General features: G+C 67.3%; 11 protein-coding genes. 7 read left to right on the forward strand and 4 right to left on the reverse strand.

Annotation, left to right across the window (positions count from 1 at the left end; translation table 11 throughout):
* Positions 1-266: 266 nt before the first annotated feature.
* Positions 267-599: a hypothetical protein gene (locus tag ISN38_RS20510; protein WP_230811704.1), complete on the reverse strand. Its 333-nt coding sequence runs from the start codon at positions 597-599 to the stop codon at positions 267-269.
* Here ISN38_RS20510 and inaX point away from each other — a divergent pair.
* Both inaX and ISN38_RS17895 read left to right on the forward strand, forming a co-directional pair.
* Complete coding sequence (gene inaX, locus ISN38_RS17890; RefSeq protein ID WP_230940304.1) at positions 490-5,148, forward strand: beta strand repeat-containing protein; 4,659 nt, start codon at positions 490-492, stop codon at positions 5,146-5,148. The genes ISN38_RS20510 and inaX overlap by 110 nt on opposite strands.
* A gap of 357 nt (positions 5,149-5,505) precedes the next feature.
* Positions 5,506-6,786: an MFS transporter gene (locus ISN38_RS17895; RefSeq protein WP_003471230.1), complete on the forward strand. Its 1,281-nt coding sequence runs from the start codon at positions 5,506-5,508 to the stop codon at positions 6,784-6,786.
* Between the two features lie 15 nt (positions 6,787-6,801).
* Here the strand turns inward: ISN38_RS17895 and ISN38_RS17900 are convergent, their stop codons facing one another.
* The 3 genes from ISN38_RS17900 to ISN38_RS17910 form a co-directional block, all read right to left on the reverse strand.
* On the reverse strand, positions 6,802-8,106 hold the full coding sequence (locus ISN38_RS17900; protein WP_003471228.1) for a diguanylate cyclase: 1,305 nt from the start codon (positions 8,104-8,106) through the stop codon (positions 6,802-6,804).
* Positions 8,107-8,191: 85 nt separating this feature from the next.
* Entirely contained in the window at positions 8,192-9,532 is a 1,341-nt protein-coding gene (locus ISN38_RS17905; protein ID WP_038239108.1) for an NAD(P)/FAD-dependent oxidoreductase, read from the reverse strand.
* Between the two features lie 100 nt (positions 9,533-9,632).
* A complete protein-coding gene (locus ISN38_RS17910; RefSeq protein WP_047325039.1) occupies positions 9,633-11,012 on the reverse strand; it encodes a glutamine synthetase family protein in 1,380 nt (459 codons plus the stop codon).
* Positions 11,013-11,271: 259 nt separating this feature from the next.
* On the opposite strand from ISN38_RS17910, the gene ISN38_RS17915 reads away from it, so the two are divergent.
* From ISN38_RS17915 to ISN38_RS17935, 5 genes are all read left to right on the forward strand, one after another.
* Positions 11,272-12,027, forward strand: coding sequence for a gamma-glutamyl-gamma-aminobutyrate hydrolase family protein (locus tag ISN38_RS17915; RefSeq protein WP_003471223.1), 756 nt, complete (start codon positions 11,272-11,274; stop codon positions 12,025-12,027).
* 12 nt (positions 12,028-12,039) lie between these two features.
* Positions 12,040-13,422, forward strand: coding sequence for a glutamine synthetase family protein (locus tag ISN38_RS17920; RefSeq protein WP_003471221.1), 1,383 nt, complete (start codon positions 12,040-12,042; stop codon positions 13,420-13,422).
* A 133-nt stretch (positions 13,423-13,555) separates the two neighbouring features.
* Positions 13,556-13,846, forward strand: coding sequence for a hypothetical protein (locus ISN38_RS17925; RefSeq protein ID WP_155617080.1), 291 nt, complete (start codon positions 13,556-13,558; stop codon positions 13,844-13,846).
* 307 nt (positions 13,847-14,153) lie between these two features.
* Positions 14,154-15,518 (forward strand): aspartate aminotransferase family protein, encoded by a 1,365-nt coding sequence (locus ISN38_RS17930; RefSeq protein WP_206711951.1) that lies wholly within the window; start codon positions 14,154-14,156, stop codon positions 15,516-15,518.
* A 98-nt stretch (positions 15,519-15,616) separates the two neighbouring features.
* Positions 15,617-16,741 (forward strand): polyamine ABC transporter substrate-binding protein, encoded by a 1,125-nt coding sequence (locus ISN38_RS17935; protein WP_003471218.1) that lies wholly within the window; start codon positions 15,617-15,619, stop codon positions 16,739-16,741.
* The last annotated feature ends 57 nt before the right edge of the window (positions 16,742-16,798 follow it).

Raw genomic sequence — 16,798 nt, forward strand, 5'->3', positions numbered from 1 at the left:
GATGATTCCGACGTTTCTTGCGAGAACTGCTGCGCGATAAAAAAGTCTATCAATTCTCGGTATGAATAAATGTAATTCCGATGATTTTAAAAGGGTCAGTGACCCAGTCCCTTTTTTGTAAATTTGGCGCGTGGAATTCTATTCGAGTCTCAATCTGTGAGATTGCCGGATTCGACGCTGCGAGTCGTTTCCACAAAGCAAGTCGGAGCGATCGGTCGAAGTGGCGGCATGCCGTGGCCTAGCTTTTGTTGCATGTAAAGTTTGGTTTATACGGCTTGAATGCCTGTTTCGTGGACACGCAGGAGGGGCTTGGCCAGGCGCGTCTGGCGATGGCCCAGGCTGGTTTTTTTGCCGCCAGAACGGATGCGACGCAGCGCGGTTTCCCGGCGTGTGGCCTGGGAAATACTCCGATTTTTCTTGTCGTATTTATAGTGAGGTAGTGTGATGATCGTTGAAAAGATTTTGGCATTGCGTACGTGCGCCAATAACATGGCCGACCACTGCGGGTTGATCTGGCCGATGGCCGGTCCCGTGGAATGCAAATTCTGGAAACCGTCGGGACTGCACGAAAATGGTCTTACCGGGCTGTTGTGGGGCAAGGGCGTCGGGGCGCATCTGAGTGCGCACGCCGATGCGCGCTGGGTCGTGTGCGAAGTCGCCGTCGACGAGATGCTGCAGTTGGCCGAAGAGGGGATGATCAAGTTCCCGCGCGCAACTGTGCTTTTCGTCGGAAATCGCAGCCAGGCGCTGGACTATATTGCAGCCAACATGCCGCTCTACGGCGCCGCTCCACAGCTGGCGGCACCCGCTGCGCCGGCGCATGTCCACATGCCCGCAGCGGAGCCGTCCGCGCCGGCAACGCAGGCGACCTCTGCAACCCTGCCGACCCCAGCCACCCCTTCCACCCAGGCCACCCCTTCCACTCAGTCAACTCAGTCAACTCAGTCAACCGAAGCGACCCAGTCAACCGAGGCGACCCCGGTTGCCACGGTCGCCGCAGCGCCGCCTCCTCCGGGACAGCAGCATGACGTGATGGCGAAGAAGACCGAAACCGGTGTCTATGGCAGCACACTCACAGGCGCCGACCAGAGCCGGCTCGTCGCAGGCTACGGCAGTACCGAAACCGCAGGCGATCACAGCGATCTGATCGCCGGCTATGGCAGCACCGGGACCGCCGGATCCGACAGTTCCATCCTGGCAGGGTATGGCAGCACGCAGACTGCCGCGGGCAGGAGCACGCTCACCGCCGGCTATGGCAGCACGCAGACGGCGCAGGAAGGCAGCCGTCTCACCTCCGGTTACGGCAGCACTGCGACCAGCGGTTCTGACAGCGCGGTGATCTCCGGCTACGGCAGCACGCAAACGGCCGGTAGCGAGAGTTCCTTGACCGCTGGCTACGGCAGCACGCAGACCGCGCGCAAGGGCAGCGACATCACCGCCGGCTATGGCAGTACCGGTACGGCCGGGTCGGACAGCGCGTTGATCGCCGGCTACGGCAGCACCCAGACCGCCGGCAGCGAGAGTTCCTTGACCGCCGGCTACGGCAGCACGCAGACCGCACGCAAGGGCAGCGACGTCACCGCCGGCTACGGCAGTACCGGCACGGCGGGTGCCGACAGCACCTTGATCGCGGGCTATGGCAGCACGCAGACCGCTGGCGGCGAAAGCTCTCTCACCGCCGGCTACGGCAGCACGCAGACGGCGCGGCAAGGCAGCGACATCACCGCCGGTTACGGCAGTACCGGCACTGCCGGTGCGGACAGCACGCTGATCGCCGGTTACGGCAGCACGCAAACCTCGGGCAGCGACAGCTCGCTGACAGCCGGTTATGGCAGCACGCAGACCGCGCGCAAGGGCAGCGACATCACTGCCGGCTACGGCAGCACCGGCACCGCCGGATCCGACAGTTCGTTGATCGCCGGCTACGGCAGCACGCAGACCGCTGGCAGCGAAAGTTCGCTGACGGCCGGCTACGGCAGCACGCAGACCGCCCAGCAAGACAGCTCGCTCACCACCGGCTACGGCAGTACCTCGACGGCGGGTCACGACAGTTCGCTGATCGCCGGCTATGGCAGCACCCAGACCGCCGGCTACGATAGCACCCTGACCGCCGGCTACGGCAGTACGCAGACCGCCCAACAAGACAGTTCGCTCACCACCGGTTACGGCAGTACCTCCACCGCCGGTGCCGACAGTACGCTGATCGCCGGCTACGGCAGTACGCAGACCGCTGGCAGCGACAGTTCGCTGACGGCCGGTTACGGCAGCACACAGACCGCACGCGAAGGCAGCGACGTCACCGCCGGCTACGGCAGCACCGGCACCGCGGGTGCGGACAGTACCTTGATCGCCGGCTACGGCAGCACGCAGACCTCCGGTAGCGACAGTTCGCTGACGGCCGGCTACGGCAGTACGCAGACCGCGCGCAAGGGCAGCGACGTCACCGCCGGCTATGGCAGCACCGGCACGGCGGGTGCGGACAGCACGCTGATCGCCGGCTACGGCAGCACGCAGACCTCCGGTAGCGACAGTTCGCTGACGGCCGGCTACGGCAGTACGCAGACCGCGCGCAAGGGCAGCGATGTCACCGCCGGCTACGGCAGCACCGGCACGGCGGGTGCGGACAGCACGCTGATCGCCGGCTACGGCAGCACGCAGACCTCGGGTAGCGACAGTTCGCTGACGGCCGGCTACGGCAGTACGCAGACCGCGCGCAAGGGCAGCGACGTCACCGCCGGCTACGGCAGCACCGGCACGGCGGGTGCGGACAGCACGCTGATCGCAGGTTACGGCAGCACGCAAACCTCGGGCAGCGACAGTTCGCTGACGGCCGGTTATGGCAGTACGCAGACCGCGCGCAAGGGCAGCGACATTACCGCCGGCTACGGCAGCACCGGCACCGCGGGCGCGGACAGCACCTTGATCGCGGGCTATGGCAGCACGCAGACCTCCGGCAGCGACAGTTCGCTGACCGCCGGTTACGGCAGCACGCAGACCGCACGCGAAGGCAGCGACGTCACCGCCGGTTACGGCAGCACCGGCACGGCGGGCGCGGACAGCACCCTGATCTCCGGCTACGGCAGCACGCAAACGGCCGGCAGCGACAGTTCGCTGACCGCCGGCTACGGCAGTACGCAGACTGCGCGCAAGGGCAGCGACGTCACCGCCGGTTACGGCAGTACCGGCACCGCGGGTGCGGACAGCACCTTGATCGCGGGCTACGGCAGCACGCAGACCTCCGGCAGCGACAGTTCGCTGACCGCCGGTTACGGCAGTACGCAGACCGCGCGCAAGGGCAGCGACATGACCGCCGGCTACGGCAGTACCGGCACCGCTGGCGCGGATAGCACCTTGATCGCGGGCTACGGCAGCACGCAGACGTCCGGCAGCGACAGCTCGCTGACGGCCGGTTACGGCAGCACGCAGACCGCACGCGAAGGCAGCGACGTCACCGCCGGTTACGGCAGCACCGGCACGGCGGGCGCGGACAGCACCCTGATCGCCGGCTACGGCAGCACGCAAACGGCCGGCAGCGACAGTTCGCTGACCGCCGGCTATGGCAGCACGCAGACGGCACGGCAGGGCAGCGACGTCACCGCCGGCTACGGCAGTACCGGTACCGCGGGCGCGGACAGCACCCTGATCGCCGGCTACGGCAGCACGCAAACGGCCGGCAGCGACAGTTCGCTGACCGCCGGCTATGGCAGCACGCAGACGGCACGGCAGGGCAGCGACATCACCGCCGGCTATGGCAGTACCGGGACCGCGGGCGCCGACAGTTCGTTGATCGCCGGCTATGGCAGCACCCAGACCGCCGGCTACGACAGCAACCTCACTGCCGGTTACGGCAGCACGCAGACGGCGCGCGAGGACAGCTCGCTCACTGCTGGCTACGGCAGCACGTCCACCGCCGGTCATGACAGTTCGCTGATCGCCGGCTATGGCAGTACCCAGACCGCTGGCTACAACAGCATCCTGACCACCGGCTATGGCAGTACCCAGACTGCACAGGAGAGCAGTTCTCTCACTGCCGGCTACGGCAGCACCTCCACGGCCGGCTACGACAGCACCTTGACCGCCGGCTATGGCAGTACCCAAACCGCCGGCTACAAAAGCACGCTGACCGCGGGTTATGGCAGCAACTCGACCGCCGGCCACGAGAGCTCGTTGATCGCCGGCTACGGTAGCACCCAGATCGCTGGATACGAGAGCACCTTGACCGCGGGCTACGGCAGTTCGCTGACCACGCAGCAGAACAGTTCGCTGACTGCCGGCTACGGCAGCACCGAGATCGCCGGCTATGCCAGTACGCTGATGGCCGGCTACGGCAGTTCCCAGACCGCCGGTTACGAGAGCACGCTGACCGCCGGCTATGGCAGCACCCAGATGGCCGAGCACAGCAGTTCGCTCACTGCCGGTTATGGAAGCACCGGCATCGCGGGGCAGGACAGTTCGCTGATCGCCGGCTACGGCAGCAGTCTGACCAGCGGGGTACGCAGCTTTCTGACCGCCGGCTACGGCAGCAACATGATCGCCAGCTACGGAAGCTCGCTGATCGCCGGCCATGAGTGCACCCAGATCGCCGGCCACAAAAGCATGCTGATCGCGGGCAAGGGCAGTTTCCAGACCGCGGGGGCTCGCAGCACGCTCATTGGCGGTGCCGCCAGCGTGCAGACCGCCGGCGACCGCAGCAAGCTGATCGCGGGCGCCGACAGCACCCAGACCGCCGGCGACCGCAGCAAACTGTTGGCCGGACGCAACAGCTATCTCACCGCCGGCGACAGGAGCAAGCTGACCGCCGGCGACGACAGTACGTTGATGGCTGGCGATCGCAGCAAGCTGACCGCCGGCAAGAACAGCGTGCTGACCGCCGGCGCCAACAGCAGGCTCATCGGCAGTCTGGGTTCGACGCTGAGCGGCGGGGAGAATTCGACGCTCATTTTCCGTTGCTGGGACGGCGAGCGCTACACCAATCTCGTGGTCAGGACAGGGGAGCAGGGCGTGGAATCGGACATCCCCTATCAGGTCGACGACGAAGGAAATCTGGTAGGAAAAGCGGATGACGATCTGGTGCTGGATTACGACCCTGGCATGATCCTGGATGGGCAGTGCAGTCCCGGCACTGGCGAGGAACTGCGCGATGTCTGAGCGGCGCGGTGGCCGCGCAATCGGCGCTCGCCGCAGGACGTGGGGCGCATCGGTGACGATATGGCTGCGCCGATAGAGTTCGGCTAGCGCGTTGCCGTGGCTTCTGGATGTGCTCGTGCGCGTCGCGCATGGGCACATCCGCAGGCCGTTGCGGCCATGCTCGTGGCGTCGCTTGTGCGGCGTCGCGCGTGTTGCATGGCTGGCGCGGTATCGGCGGTGTTGCATTGCCGGCAATCGAGATCCCACGCACGCAATGGCGCATGGGCGCTTTCGCGTGTGGGCAACTGTGCGAAGCATGCGCCACACATGCTGGGCCGATCTGCCAGAATTGGCTGGTTTCCCGCCGACACCCAATCCATGACTGCTGCCGCGCTTCCCGCTTCGCCCATCAATTCGCAGCACCGCGTGCTGCTGGCCAGTCTGGTCGGCACCACCATCGAGTTCTTCGACTTCTACATCTACGCCACCGCCGCGGTGCTGGTGTTCCCGACCCTGTTCTTCCCGGCCGGCGACGCCGACGCGGCGCGGCTGCAGTCGCTGGCCACGTTCGCGGTGGCGTTCGTGGCGCGGCCGGTCGGCTCGGCGCTGTTCGGCCATTTCGGCGACCGCATCGGGCGCAAGGCAACGCTGGTGGCCGCGCTGCTGACCATGGGCCTGTCCACCGTGGTGATCGGGTTGCTGCCCGGTTATGCCAGCATCGGCGTGTGGGCGCCGGCGCTGCTGACGCTGTGCCGCTTCGGCCAGGGCCTGGGCCTGGGCGGGGAATGGGGCGGTGCGGTGTTGCTGGCCACCGAGAACGCACCGCCGGGCAGGCGCGCCTGGTACGGCATGTTCCCGCAACTGGGCGCGCCGCTGGGCTTCCTGCTGTCCTCCGGGATCTTCCTGCTGCTCGATGCGGTGCTCGACGATGCGCAGTTCATGCGCTGGGGCTGGCGCATCCCGTTCGTGGCCAGTGCGTTGCTGGTGGTGACCGGGCTGTGGGTGCGCCTGCGCATCCATGAAACCCCGGATTTCCGCAAGGCGCTGGAGCGCAACGCGCGGGTGGCCCTGCCGATGTGGACGGTGCTGTCGCGGCATGCCGGCGCGCTGCTGCTCGGCAGCTTCGGCGTGTTCGCGACCTTCATGCTGTTCTATCTGATCACGGTGTTCGCGCTGGGCTACGGCACCTCGGTGCTCGGCTACGGCCGCGAGCAGTTCCTGCTGCTGCAGATGGTCGGCATCCTGTTCTTGGCCGCCGGCATTCCGCTGTCGGCGCATTGCGGCGACCGCTACGGCACGCACCGGGTGATGATCGCCGCTTCCCTTCTCATCATCCTGTTCGGGCTGGGCTTCGCGCCGCTGTTCGGCGCCGCGCATCCGTGGCAGCTGCTGGCGTTCCTGTCGCTGGGGTCGTTGTTCATGGGCCTGACCTACGGCCCCTGCGGTACCTTGCTGGCCGAGCTATACCCGGTTCAGGTGCGTTACACCGGCGCCTCGCTGTCGTTCAATCTGGCCGGGATCATCGGTGCGGCACCGGCGCCGTACGTAGCCAGCTGGCTGGCCAAGCACTACGGGCTGCCATGGGTCGGCTACTACCTCAGTGCCGGCGCGGCGCTGAGCCTGTTCGCGCTGCTGGCGATCGGCGCCAGGCGCCGCTGAGGCCGGCGCCGCCGTTCAGCGCGCGTGCTCGACCCGGTTGCGGCCGCCGGCCTTGGCAAGGTACAAGTGCTTGTCGGCTTCGGACAGCAGCGGATGCAGCGCATCGTGCTGTGCGTCGCTGCGGGACACGCCGATGCTGATGGTGATGCGCAGCGTCTGCTCGCCCACCTGCACCTGCAGCGCATCGATGCGCTGGCGCAAGGTCTCGAAATAGGCGCTGGCCGCCGGCGCATCCAGGCCCGGCACCAGCATGCAGAATTCCTCGCCGCCGAAGCGTGCCACCAGGTCCTGCGGGCGCGCATGCGCGGCCACCGTCGTCGCCACCGCGCGCAGCGCGTGGTCGCCGGCCTCATGGCCCCAGCTGTCGTTGATGTGCTTGAAGTGGTCGATGTCGAGCATCGCCACGCTGACCGTGTCGCTGCGCGCCAGCCATTGCGGCAGCAGGCGCTGGCTCTGCTCCAGGAAATGCCGGCGGTTGGGCAGGCCGGTGAGGAAGTCGCGCGTGGCCAGGTCCTGCAGCGTGCCGATCAGTTCCAGCTGTTCCACGTTCTGCGACACGCGGCAGAAGAACTCTTCGCGCGAAAAGGGTTTGCGCAGGAAATCGTTGGCGCCGTTCTTGAGGAAGCGCGGCACCAGCGACGGGTCGCTGTTGCCGGACAGGCCGATCACCGCCAGCTTGTCGCGGGCGCGGATCGCGCGCAGCCGGCGGGTGAACTCCACCCCTTCCATGCCCGGCATTTCCTGGTCCACCACCGCCAGGCGGATCGCCGGATTGGCCTCCACCGCCTTCAGCCCGGCGGCGCCGTCGGCGGCTTCCACCACCTGGTAGCCGTACATCGCCAGCAGGCTCGCGGCGTAGGCGCGCGCCGAGCGCGAATCGTCCACCACCAGCGCGGCGATGCTGCGGTTGCGCGCCAGCCGCTGCACCAGCCAGGCCAGGTAATCGATGCTGCCGGGCGCGTTCTTCAATACGAAGTCGATGATCTGCTGGGTCAGCACGCGCTTGCGCAGGCTTTCGTCGTAGACCCCGCTGACCACCACCGTGGGCAGGCCGCGGGCGACGAAGAAGTCCACCACCGTGTCGCGGTCGCCGTCGGCCAGCACCAGTCCGGTCAGGGCCAGGAACCAGGAACCGCCGCCGTCCAGCGCGTCCGCCGCTTCGGCCAGGGTCGAGACCACGGTGACCGGCAGTTCCACCCGCTGCTCGATCGCCTCGCGCAGCAGTCCGGTGAACGTGCGCGAATTCTCCACCAGCAGGATGCGCTGCTGGGCAGCCCCGCTTTCGCTGGCGATCGGGTAGGCCGGCAACGGTTGCAGCATGCGAGCCGCGCAAGGCGTCCTCGGGGAGTAGACCCCAGGTAGCGGCCGCGGCGGCGGCAACTTTAGCCGTCGCCGCGCGGCGCACTCACCACAGCGCGTCGCGTAGCTTGTACCAGGACATCGCCGCCACCAGCAGCGGCGTGCGCAGCGCACGGCCGCCGGGGAACGGCGCGTGCGGAATCCTGGCGAACAGGTCCAGGCGCTGCGACTGCCCGTCGATGGCGGCGGCGATGACCTCGCCGGCCAGGCCGGTGGCGGCCACGCCATGGCCGGAAAAGCCCTGCGCGAAGTACACGTTCGGGGTCAGCCGGCCCCAGTGCGGGGCGCGATTGCGGGTGATGTCGACATAGCCGCCCCACACGTAGTCCAGTTCGACCTCGCGCAGTTGCGGAAACACCTGGCGCATGCGCCGGGTCATCACCCCGCGCAGGCCCGGCGGCGGCAGCGACGAATAGCTGGCGCGGCCGCCGAACAGCAGGCGGTGGTCGCGGCTGAGGCGGAAATAGTCCAGCGCCCAGTTCACGTCGGCCACCGCCATGTCGTTGCCGATCAGTTCGCACGCCAGCGCTGCGCCCAGCGGCGCGCTGGCGCCGATGTAGGTGCCGACCGGCATGATCCGCGATTCCAGTTCCGGCGCGATGCCACGCAGCCAGGCGTTGCCGGCCAGCACCGCGAAATCGGCCTGGACCTCGCCGTGCGCCGTGCGCAGCATCGGCCGCGCGCCGCGCACCAGCGCGGTCACCGGCGAGTGCTCGTAGATGCGCACGCCGGCGGCCAGCGCCGCGCGCGCCAGACCGTGCGCGTACTCGAGCGGGTGCAGGTGGCCGCTGGCCGGGTCGTACATCGCGCCCAGGTAGCGCTCGCTGCGCAGGTGTTCGCGCAACTGCTCGCGGTCCCACCACTGCAGCGGATAGTCGTAGCGCTGCGCCATCTCGGCGATGCCAGCCTGCAACGCCCGCACCTGGCGCGGCTTGATCGCCACGTGCGCATGGCCGTCGCGCCAGTCGCAGGCGATGGCGTGGCGCTGGATGCGCTCGCGCAGCAGCCGCATGCCGTCGCGCGAGAAGTCGAACAGCAGCCGCGCCTCGGCGTGGCCGAGCAGCGTTTCCAGCGTGCGCTGCTCGCAGCCGTAACCGACGATGGCCTGGCCGCCGTTACGCCCGGACGCGCCCCAACCCACGCGCTGCGCCTCCACGATCGCGACCTGGTAGCCGGCCTCGGCCAGCGCCAGCGCCGCGCTCAGTCCGGTATAACCGGCGCCGAGGATGCACACGTCGGCCTGCACCTGGCCGCGCAGCGGCGGCTGCGGCGGGAAGGGCGTGGCGCTGGCGGTGTACCAGGAGGTGTCGGGACGCGGGACTCGGGACTCGGGGGCGAGGCCGGGACTCGGGACGCGGGACGCGGGACTCGTTGGAGAGCGGGTCATGGCAACGCGTTGCTGGAGAGGAAAAACATCGGGTCAGCCTCCGGATGCTTGGCTTTTGCTTTCCGAGTCCCGAGTCCCGCGTCCCGAGTCCCGGCTCCACTCACACTGTCCGCAAATACCATCGGTAATCCAGATCGCTCACCTGCGCATGGAAATCCAGCATCTCGCGGCGTTTCTGCTGGCCGTAGATGTGCCGGAAGCGGGCGCCGAACCGATCGGCGACGAAGTCGCTGGCGAGGAAGTCGGCGATCGCGCCGCGCCAGTCCGGATGGCGAATCCGGGTCTGTGCGTAGGCGTTGCCCTGCACCGGCGGGCCGGGGTCGAAGCCATGCTGCAGGCCGTGCTCGATGCCGGCCAGCACCGCTGCGGCGACCAGGTAGGGATTGGCGTCGGCACCGGCGATGCGGTGTTCGATGCGGGTGTTGGCCGGATCGCTGTGCGGCACCCGCATCGCCACGGTGCGGTTGTTGAAGCCCCAGCTGTCGTTGAGCGGCACGAACGCATTGGGCACGAAGCGGCGGTAGCTGTTGGCGTGCGGGGCGAACAGCAGCAGGCAGTCGTCGGCGCTGCGCTGCAGGCCGCCGATGGCGTGGCGCAGCGCATCGGCCGGCGCCTGCGCGGTGCCGGCGAAGACGTTGTCGCCGGCAGCGTCGAGCAGGCTCACGTGCAAGTGCAGGCCGCTGCCGGACTGCGCGGCGAACGGCTTGGCCATGAAGCTGGCGAGCAGGCACTGCTGCTGCGCGATCGCCTTGATCGCGCGCTTGAGCATCAGCGCGTCGTCGCAGGCGGCGAGCGCGTCGCTGCGGTGCTTGAGGTTGATCTCGAACTGGCCGGGCGCGTATTCGGCGACTGCGGTATCGGCGGGGATGCCCTGCGCGCGGCAGGCCTGCGCGACCGCGTCGGTGAAGCCGCGCTGGTCGTCCAGTTCCTGCATGTAATAGACCTGGGTGCTGTCGTTGCGCAGCCCGGTGTGCGCCTGCAGCGGCGGCTGCGGCCGGCCGTCGACGTCGGCGCGCGGATCGAACAGGTAGAACTCCAGCTCCACCGCGATCACCGGTGTGAGCCCACGTGCGCGTAGCCGCGCCAGCACCCGTGCCAGCACTTCGCGCGGCGCGAATTCCAGCGGGCTGCCAGCGTCGTCTTGCATCGCCAGCAGCAGCTGCGCCGAGGGTACCGGCGCCCACGGCACCGGCTGCAGCGTGCCGGGGACCGGGAAGCACAGCCGGTCCTCGTCGCCGATGTCGTAGCCCAGGCCGGTTTCCTCGACCGTATTGCCGGTGATGTCGGTGGCGATCAGCGACATCGGCAGGCAGACCCCGTCGCGATAGACCTTGTCCAGCGCGTCGCGGGTGATGCGCTTGCCGCGCAGCAGGCCATTGCTGTCCGGCAGCAGCAGGTCGATCTGTTCGCAGCCGGGGATGCGCTGCAGGGCCTGGGCGGCGTCCGGAGGCAGGGGCGGAGCGTCGTGGGTGCGGGTCATGATGGCGGCCTGCGGGAGTGCGACGAGCTTAGCAGAGCCGGGTTCGCGTCAAGAATACTCAACAGGCGCCTGCGTTCGACGCCGAAACGCGCGCCGCGCGCCGGGTCGGCCTGCCTGCCGCTGCGTACTGTAATAAAGCGCACGCTGTCTGCTGCGGGCATGGCCGGCAGGCGTGCGCCGGCCGCTTCGCACCGCTGCGGCGTGTTGTAAAAATAAAACGCCCGGGGTAAGTTGCGGCCACGCCACACGAGCTTTTCGCATGGCTGTATCGCCTCTGGTCGGCCTGTCGACCGATCGTAAGCCCATCGGCCAGCATCCGTTCCTGGTCGCCGGGGAAAAGTATCTGCGGGCCGCGGTCGATGGTGCCGGGGTGACGCCGGTATTGCTGCCGTCGCTGCAGCCGCCGGTCGCGGCGTGCGACTGGCTGGCACGCCTGGACGGCCTGTTGCTGACCGGTGCGGTCAGCAACATCGAGCCGTATCACTACGGCGACGAACCCAGCTGGCCGGGCAATCCGCACGATCCGGCACGCGATGCCACCACCCTGGACCTGATCCCGCAGGCGATTGCGCTTGGCCTGCCGATCCTTGCGATCTGCCGCGGTTTCCAGGAGGTCAACGTGGCCCTGGGCGGCACCCTGCACCAGAAGGTGCATGCGCTGCCCTGGCTGTCCGATCATCGCGAAGATCCCCAGGCGCCGCTGGACCAGCAGTACGCGCCGGTGCACGAGGTGACCCTGAGCGAGGGCGGCTGGCTGGCCGACATCGCCGGCAAGCAGCGGGTGCGGGTCAATTCGCTGCACGGGCAGGGCGTGGCGCAACTCGGCGGCGATCTCATCGTCGAGGCGCTGGCGTCGGACGGACTGATCGAAGCGTTTCGCGGCATCGGTCCGGGCTTCCTGCTAGGCGTACAGTGGCACCCGGAATGGCGCGTGCTCGACGACCCGTTCTATCTCGGCATCTTCCAGGCCTTCGGCGACGCCTGTCGCCATTACGCGGCTCGCCGCACGCACTGAATCGACATTCCCATGGCCAGCCGACCACGCTCCCGCAAGAACACCCCCGAACAGCAGGAAAGCTCGCTGCGCCGTTGGCTGAAGGACCGCCACATCACCGAAGTCGAGTGCCTGGTGCCGGACATCACCGGCAATGCGCGCGGCAAGATCATTCCCGCGGCCAAGTTCTCCCACGACTACGGCACGCGCCTGCCCGAGGGCATTTTCGCCACCACCGTCACCGGCGAGTACCCCGACGACTATTACGACCTGACCTCGCCGTCGGACTCGGACATGCAACTGCGCCCGGACCCGGACACGGTGCGGATGGTGCCGTGGGCCACCGACCCGACCGCGCAGGTGATCCACGACTGCTACACCAAGGACGGCCAGCCGCACGAGCTGGCGCCGCGCAACGTGTTGCGCGGGGTGCTGCAGGCGTATGCGGCGATCGGCTTCAAGCCGGTGGTGGCGCCGGAGCTGGAGTTCTTCCTGGTGCAGAAGAACACCGACCCGGACTTCCCGCTGCTGCCGCCGGCCGGGCGCTCGGGGCGGCCGGAGACGGCGCGGCAGTCGTACTCGATCGACGCGGTCAACGAGTTCGATCCGATCCTGGATCTGATGTACGACTATTGCGACGCGATGGAACTGGATGTGGACACCTTGATCCACGAATCCGGCGCGGCGCAGCTGGAGGTCAACTTCACCCATTCCGATGCGCTCTCGCGCGCCGATCAGGTGTTCCTGTTCAAGCGTACGATGCGCGAAGCGGCGATGCGCCACGGCGTCTACGCCACGTTCCTGGCCAAGCCGATGGAGAACGAGCCGGGCAGTGCGATGCACATCCACCAGAGCCTGGTCGACAAGCACGGCAAGAACGTGTTCAGCGGCCGCCGCGCGGGCGAGTACAGCCGCACCTTCGGGCATTACCTGGCCGGCCTGCAGAAGTACGTGCCGATGGCGATGGCGGTGCTGGCGCCGAACGTCAATTCCTACCGCCGGCTGATGTTCGGCGAGGTGTCGCCGAGCAACGTGCTGTGGGGCTTCGACAACCGCACCTGCGGGCTGCGGGTGCCGATCGACACGATCGAGAACATGCGTGTGGAGAGCCGCTTCGCCGGCTCCGACGCCAATCCGTATCTGGCGATGGCGGCGACGCTGGCCTGCGGGTTGCTGGGCATCCGCGAGAAGCTGGAGCCGAGTGCGCCGATCAGCGGCAACGGCAAGGAGATGGGCTATCAGTTGCCGCGTTCGCTGGGCGAGGCGCTGGACGAGCTGGAGCGGTGTACGCCGTTGCAGGAAATGCTGGGGCCGCGTTTCGTGCGCGCCTATATTTCGGTCAAGCGCAAGGAATACGAGACGTTCTTCCGGGTAATCAGTTCGTGGGAGCGGGAGTTCTTGTTGTTGAACGTGTGAGTCCGCTCTTGCTTGCGATGGCGAATCGAGAGGGCTGCAAGCTGTTGCTGTTGCTGTTGCTTTGCTTTTGATCTACCGGGTCCCCTCAGCGCGGCAGACCCGGCGGGCGAATACCCGAAGGGCGGCGCGCAGGATGCGCGACGTTTTTCGTTGGCACATGGATGTGCCATCGAAAAATGCCCGTTGGGGCTGCGGACCCGGAGCGCGTAGCGCGGAGGGCGCGCTGCGGGGTGTGCTTTCTTTTGGTTACTTTTCTTTGCACAAGCAAAGAAAAGTGACCCGCGTAGCGGAAGCTTTTGCTCCTGCTTTTGCTCCTGCTGTTGCTCAAGGTTTAGTGGAAAAAACAACGCGAAGCGAAGGCAAAGGCAAAAGCTTTCGCGCTTGGGCGCGAGTCACTTTTCTTTGCTCGCGCAAAGAAAAGTAACCAAAAGAAAGCGCGCCCTGCCTCGCGCCTTCCGCGCTGCGCGCTCCAGGTCCGCGTCCATGACGGGGATTCGCGGAAGGGGCATCCTGCCCCTGCCGCGAACGGCGCACATCCATGTGCGCCGCCCCTTCGGGGTTTTTCCCCGCCATGGCCGCCGCTGCGGAAGGGAACCCGGTAAGTCAAAAGCAATTGTAAAGGCAACAGCCAAAGCCAAAGCGACAGCAAGAGCAGGAATAGCAAGAGCAAGAAGAGCAGCAGCCACAACAACAGCGGCAGCAACAGGCATAGCAACTAGCACGGAGTGGACATGGATCGGATAGAGACGCGGGCCCTGCAGGATCTGGATGCGGCGCATCACCTGCACCCGTTCAACGACAACGCCGCGCTTGCACAGAAAGGCACGCGCATCCTCACCCGCGGCGACGGCGCCTACGTCTGGGATGCCGACGGCAACAAGCTGCTCGACGCCTTCGCCGGGCTGTGGTGCGTCAACCTCGGCTACGGGCGCAAGGAACTCGGCCAGGCCGCCGCGCGGCAGATGGAACAGCTGGCGTACTACAACAGCTTCTTCCAGTGCACCACCGAGCCGACCATCCGCCTCGCCGCCAAACTCGCCGAACTCACCCCCTGCGATCTCGACCATGCCTTCTTCACCAATTCCGGCTCCGAGGCCAACGACACCATCCTGCGCCTGGTGCGGCACTTCTGGGCGGTGCAGGACCAGCCGCAGAAGAACATCTTCATCGGCCGCCACGACGGCTACCACGGCACCACCATGGCCGGCGCCAGCCTCGGCGGGATGAAGGGCATGCACCGCCAGGGCGGGCTGCCGATCCCCGACATCCACCATATCGACCCGCCATACCCGTTCGGCGACGGCGGCGACCTGGACCCGGAGGAATACGGTCTGCTGGCCGCGCGCCGGCTCGAGGACAAGATCCTGGAACTGGGGCCGCAGCGCGTGGCCGCGTTCATCGGTGAGCCGATCATGGGCGCCATCGGCGTGTACATCCCGCCGCGCAGCTACTGGCCGGAGATCGAGCGCATCTGCCGCCGCTACGACGTGCTGCTGGTCGCCGACGAGGTGATCTGCGGTTTCGGCCGCACCGGCGAATGGTTCGGCGCGCAGCACTTCGGGTTCCAGCCGGACGTGATGACCATCGCCAAGGGCATCACCTCCGGCTATATCCCGCTTGGCGCGGCGATGTTCGGCAAGCGCGTGGCCACGGTGCTGAAGGAGCAGGGCGGCGAGCTGGCGCACGGTTGCACCTATTCGGGGCATCCGGTGTGCGCGGCGGTAGCGCTGGAGAACCTGCGCCTGCTGCAGGACGAGGGTATCGTCGAACGCGCGCGCCGCGAGATCGCGCCGTACCTGGCGCAGCGCTGGGCCGAACTGGGCGAGCACCGGCTGGTCGGGCAGGCGCGCATCGTCGGCATGATCGGCGCGCTGGAACTGGTGCCGGACAAGCCGCGTCGGCAGTATTTCCCCGACCGCGGCAAGGTCGGCGCGCTGTGCCGCGACCATGCGCTGCGCCGCGGCCTGATCCTGCGCGCGACCAACGATGCGATGCTGCTATCGCCGCCGTTGATCCTGAGCCGCGCCCAGGTCGACGAACTGTTCGACAAGGCCTGGCTGGCGCTGCAGGACACCGCGCAGGCGCTGGGCAAATAGCCCGGCGCTGGTTAGTCTGGATGGGTCGTCTCGCGTCGGCCGCGCGACACCGCGGCGTGTATTTTCCGATCTTCCCCATGGACCTGCGGAGACCTGCAATGAAGCTGCGACTGCTCACCCTTTCCCTCGCTGCGGCGCTGCTCGCCTCCTGTGGCGGTTCCGCTGGCGGCGAGGGCGGCGAGCCCGCGGCGGGCGAGGACCAGGTCCTCAACGTATACAACTATTCGGACTACATCGCCGAGAACACCGTGCCCACGTTCGAGAAGGCCAGCGGGGTCACTGTCACCTACGACGTGTTCGACAGCGACGAGATGGTCGAGACCAAGTTGCTGGCCGGCGGCAGCGGCTACGACGTGGTGGTGCCGACGCTGAACTTCTTCGGCCGGCAGATCCAGGCCGGCGTGTTCCTGCCGCTGGACAAGCGCCAGATCCCGAACCTGGCCAACCTGGATCCGGAAATCATGCGGCGCATCGCGCAGCAGGATCCGGGCAACACGTACGGCGTGCCGTACATGGTCGGCACCACCGGCATCGGCTACAACGTGGACAAGGTCAAGGCCGCGTTCGGCAGCACCGACATCGCCAACAGCTGGGACCTGGTGTTCAAGCCGGAGAACATCGCCAAACTCAAGGACTGCGGCGTCACCATCCTGGACACGCCGTCGGACCTGATCCCGATCGCGCTGCACTACCAGGGCGAGGATCCGCACACCACCGATACCGCCAAGATCGAGCAGGCCGCGGCGCTGATCAAACGCATCCGACCGTACGTGCAGAATTTCCACTCCTCGCAGTACGTGACCTCGCTGGCCAACGGCAGCACCTGCCTGGCGGTGGGCTGGTCGGGCGACATCATCCAGGCGCGCGACCGCGCCGAGGAAGCCAAGAACGGCGTGCACGTGGCCTATTCGATTCCCAGGGAAGGCGCGCCGCAGTGGTTCGACATGCTGGCGATCCCGAAGGATGCCAAGCATCCGCAGAACGCCTACAAGTTCATCAACTACCTGCTGACGCCGGAGGTGGCCGCGGCCAATAGCAACTTCATCCACTACGCCAACCCGGTGCCGAAGGCGACGCCGCTGGTGGATGCGGCGATCCGCAACGACCCGACCATCTATCCGCCGCCAGAGGTGGCGGCGAAGATGTTCACTTATTCGATCAACCCGCCCGAGGTGGACAAGCTGTACACCCGCCTGTGGACGGAGATCAAGACCGGCCGCTGAGCCAGTCGTGTCCGTGGTCCATGGCGTGGCGCCACGGCGCGGGGCCTGCACGCATTA

The sequence above is a fragment of the Xanthomonas translucens pv. undulosa genome, from assembly GCF_017301775.1.
Taxonomy (GTDB): Bacteria; Pseudomonadota; Gammaproteobacteria; order Xanthomonadales; family Xanthomonadaceae; genus Xanthomonas_A; species Xanthomonas_A translucens.

Bases quoted from the DNA above. Each gene is read 5' to 3' on its own strand.
- ISN38_RS17930 (WP_206711951.1), top strand. From the start codon at position 14,154: ATGGATCGGATAGAGACGCGGGCCCTGCAGGATCTGGATGCGGCGCAT.
- ISN38_RS17895 (WP_003471230.1), top strand. From the start codon at position 5,506: ATGACTGCTGCCGCGCTTCCCGCTTCGCCCATCAATTCGCAGCACCGC.
- ISN38_RS17900 (WP_003471228.1), bottom strand. From the start codon at position 8,106: ATGCTGCAACCGTTGCCGGCCTACCCGATCGCCAGCGAAAGCGGGGCT.
- ISN38_RS17905 (WP_038239108.1), bottom strand. From the start codon at position 9,532: ATGACCCGCTCTCCAACGAGTCCCGCGTCCCGCGTCCCGAGTCCCGGC.
- ISN38_RS17910 (WP_047325039.1), bottom strand. From the start codon at position 11,012: ATGACCCGCACCCACGACGCTCCGCCCCTGCCTCCGGACGCCGCCCAG.
- inaX (WP_230940304.1), top strand. From the start codon at position 490: ATGGCCGACCACTGCGGGTTGATCTGGCCGATGGCCGGTCCCGTGGAA.
- ISN38_RS17925 (WP_155617080.1), top strand. From the start codon at position 13,556: ATGCGCGACGTTTTTCGTTGGCACATGGATGTGCCATCGAAAAATGCC.
- ISN38_RS17915 (WP_003471223.1), top strand. From the start codon at position 11,272: ATGGCTGTATCGCCTCTGGTCGGCCTGTCGACCGATCGTAAGCCCATC.
- ISN38_RS17935 (WP_003471218.1), top strand. From the start codon at position 15,617: ATGAAGCTGCGACTGCTCACCCTTTCCCTCGCTGCGGCGCTGCTCGCC.
- ISN38_RS17920 (WP_003471221.1), top strand. From the start codon at position 12,040: ATGGCCAGCCGACCACGCTCCCGCAAGAACACCCCCGAACAGCAGGAA.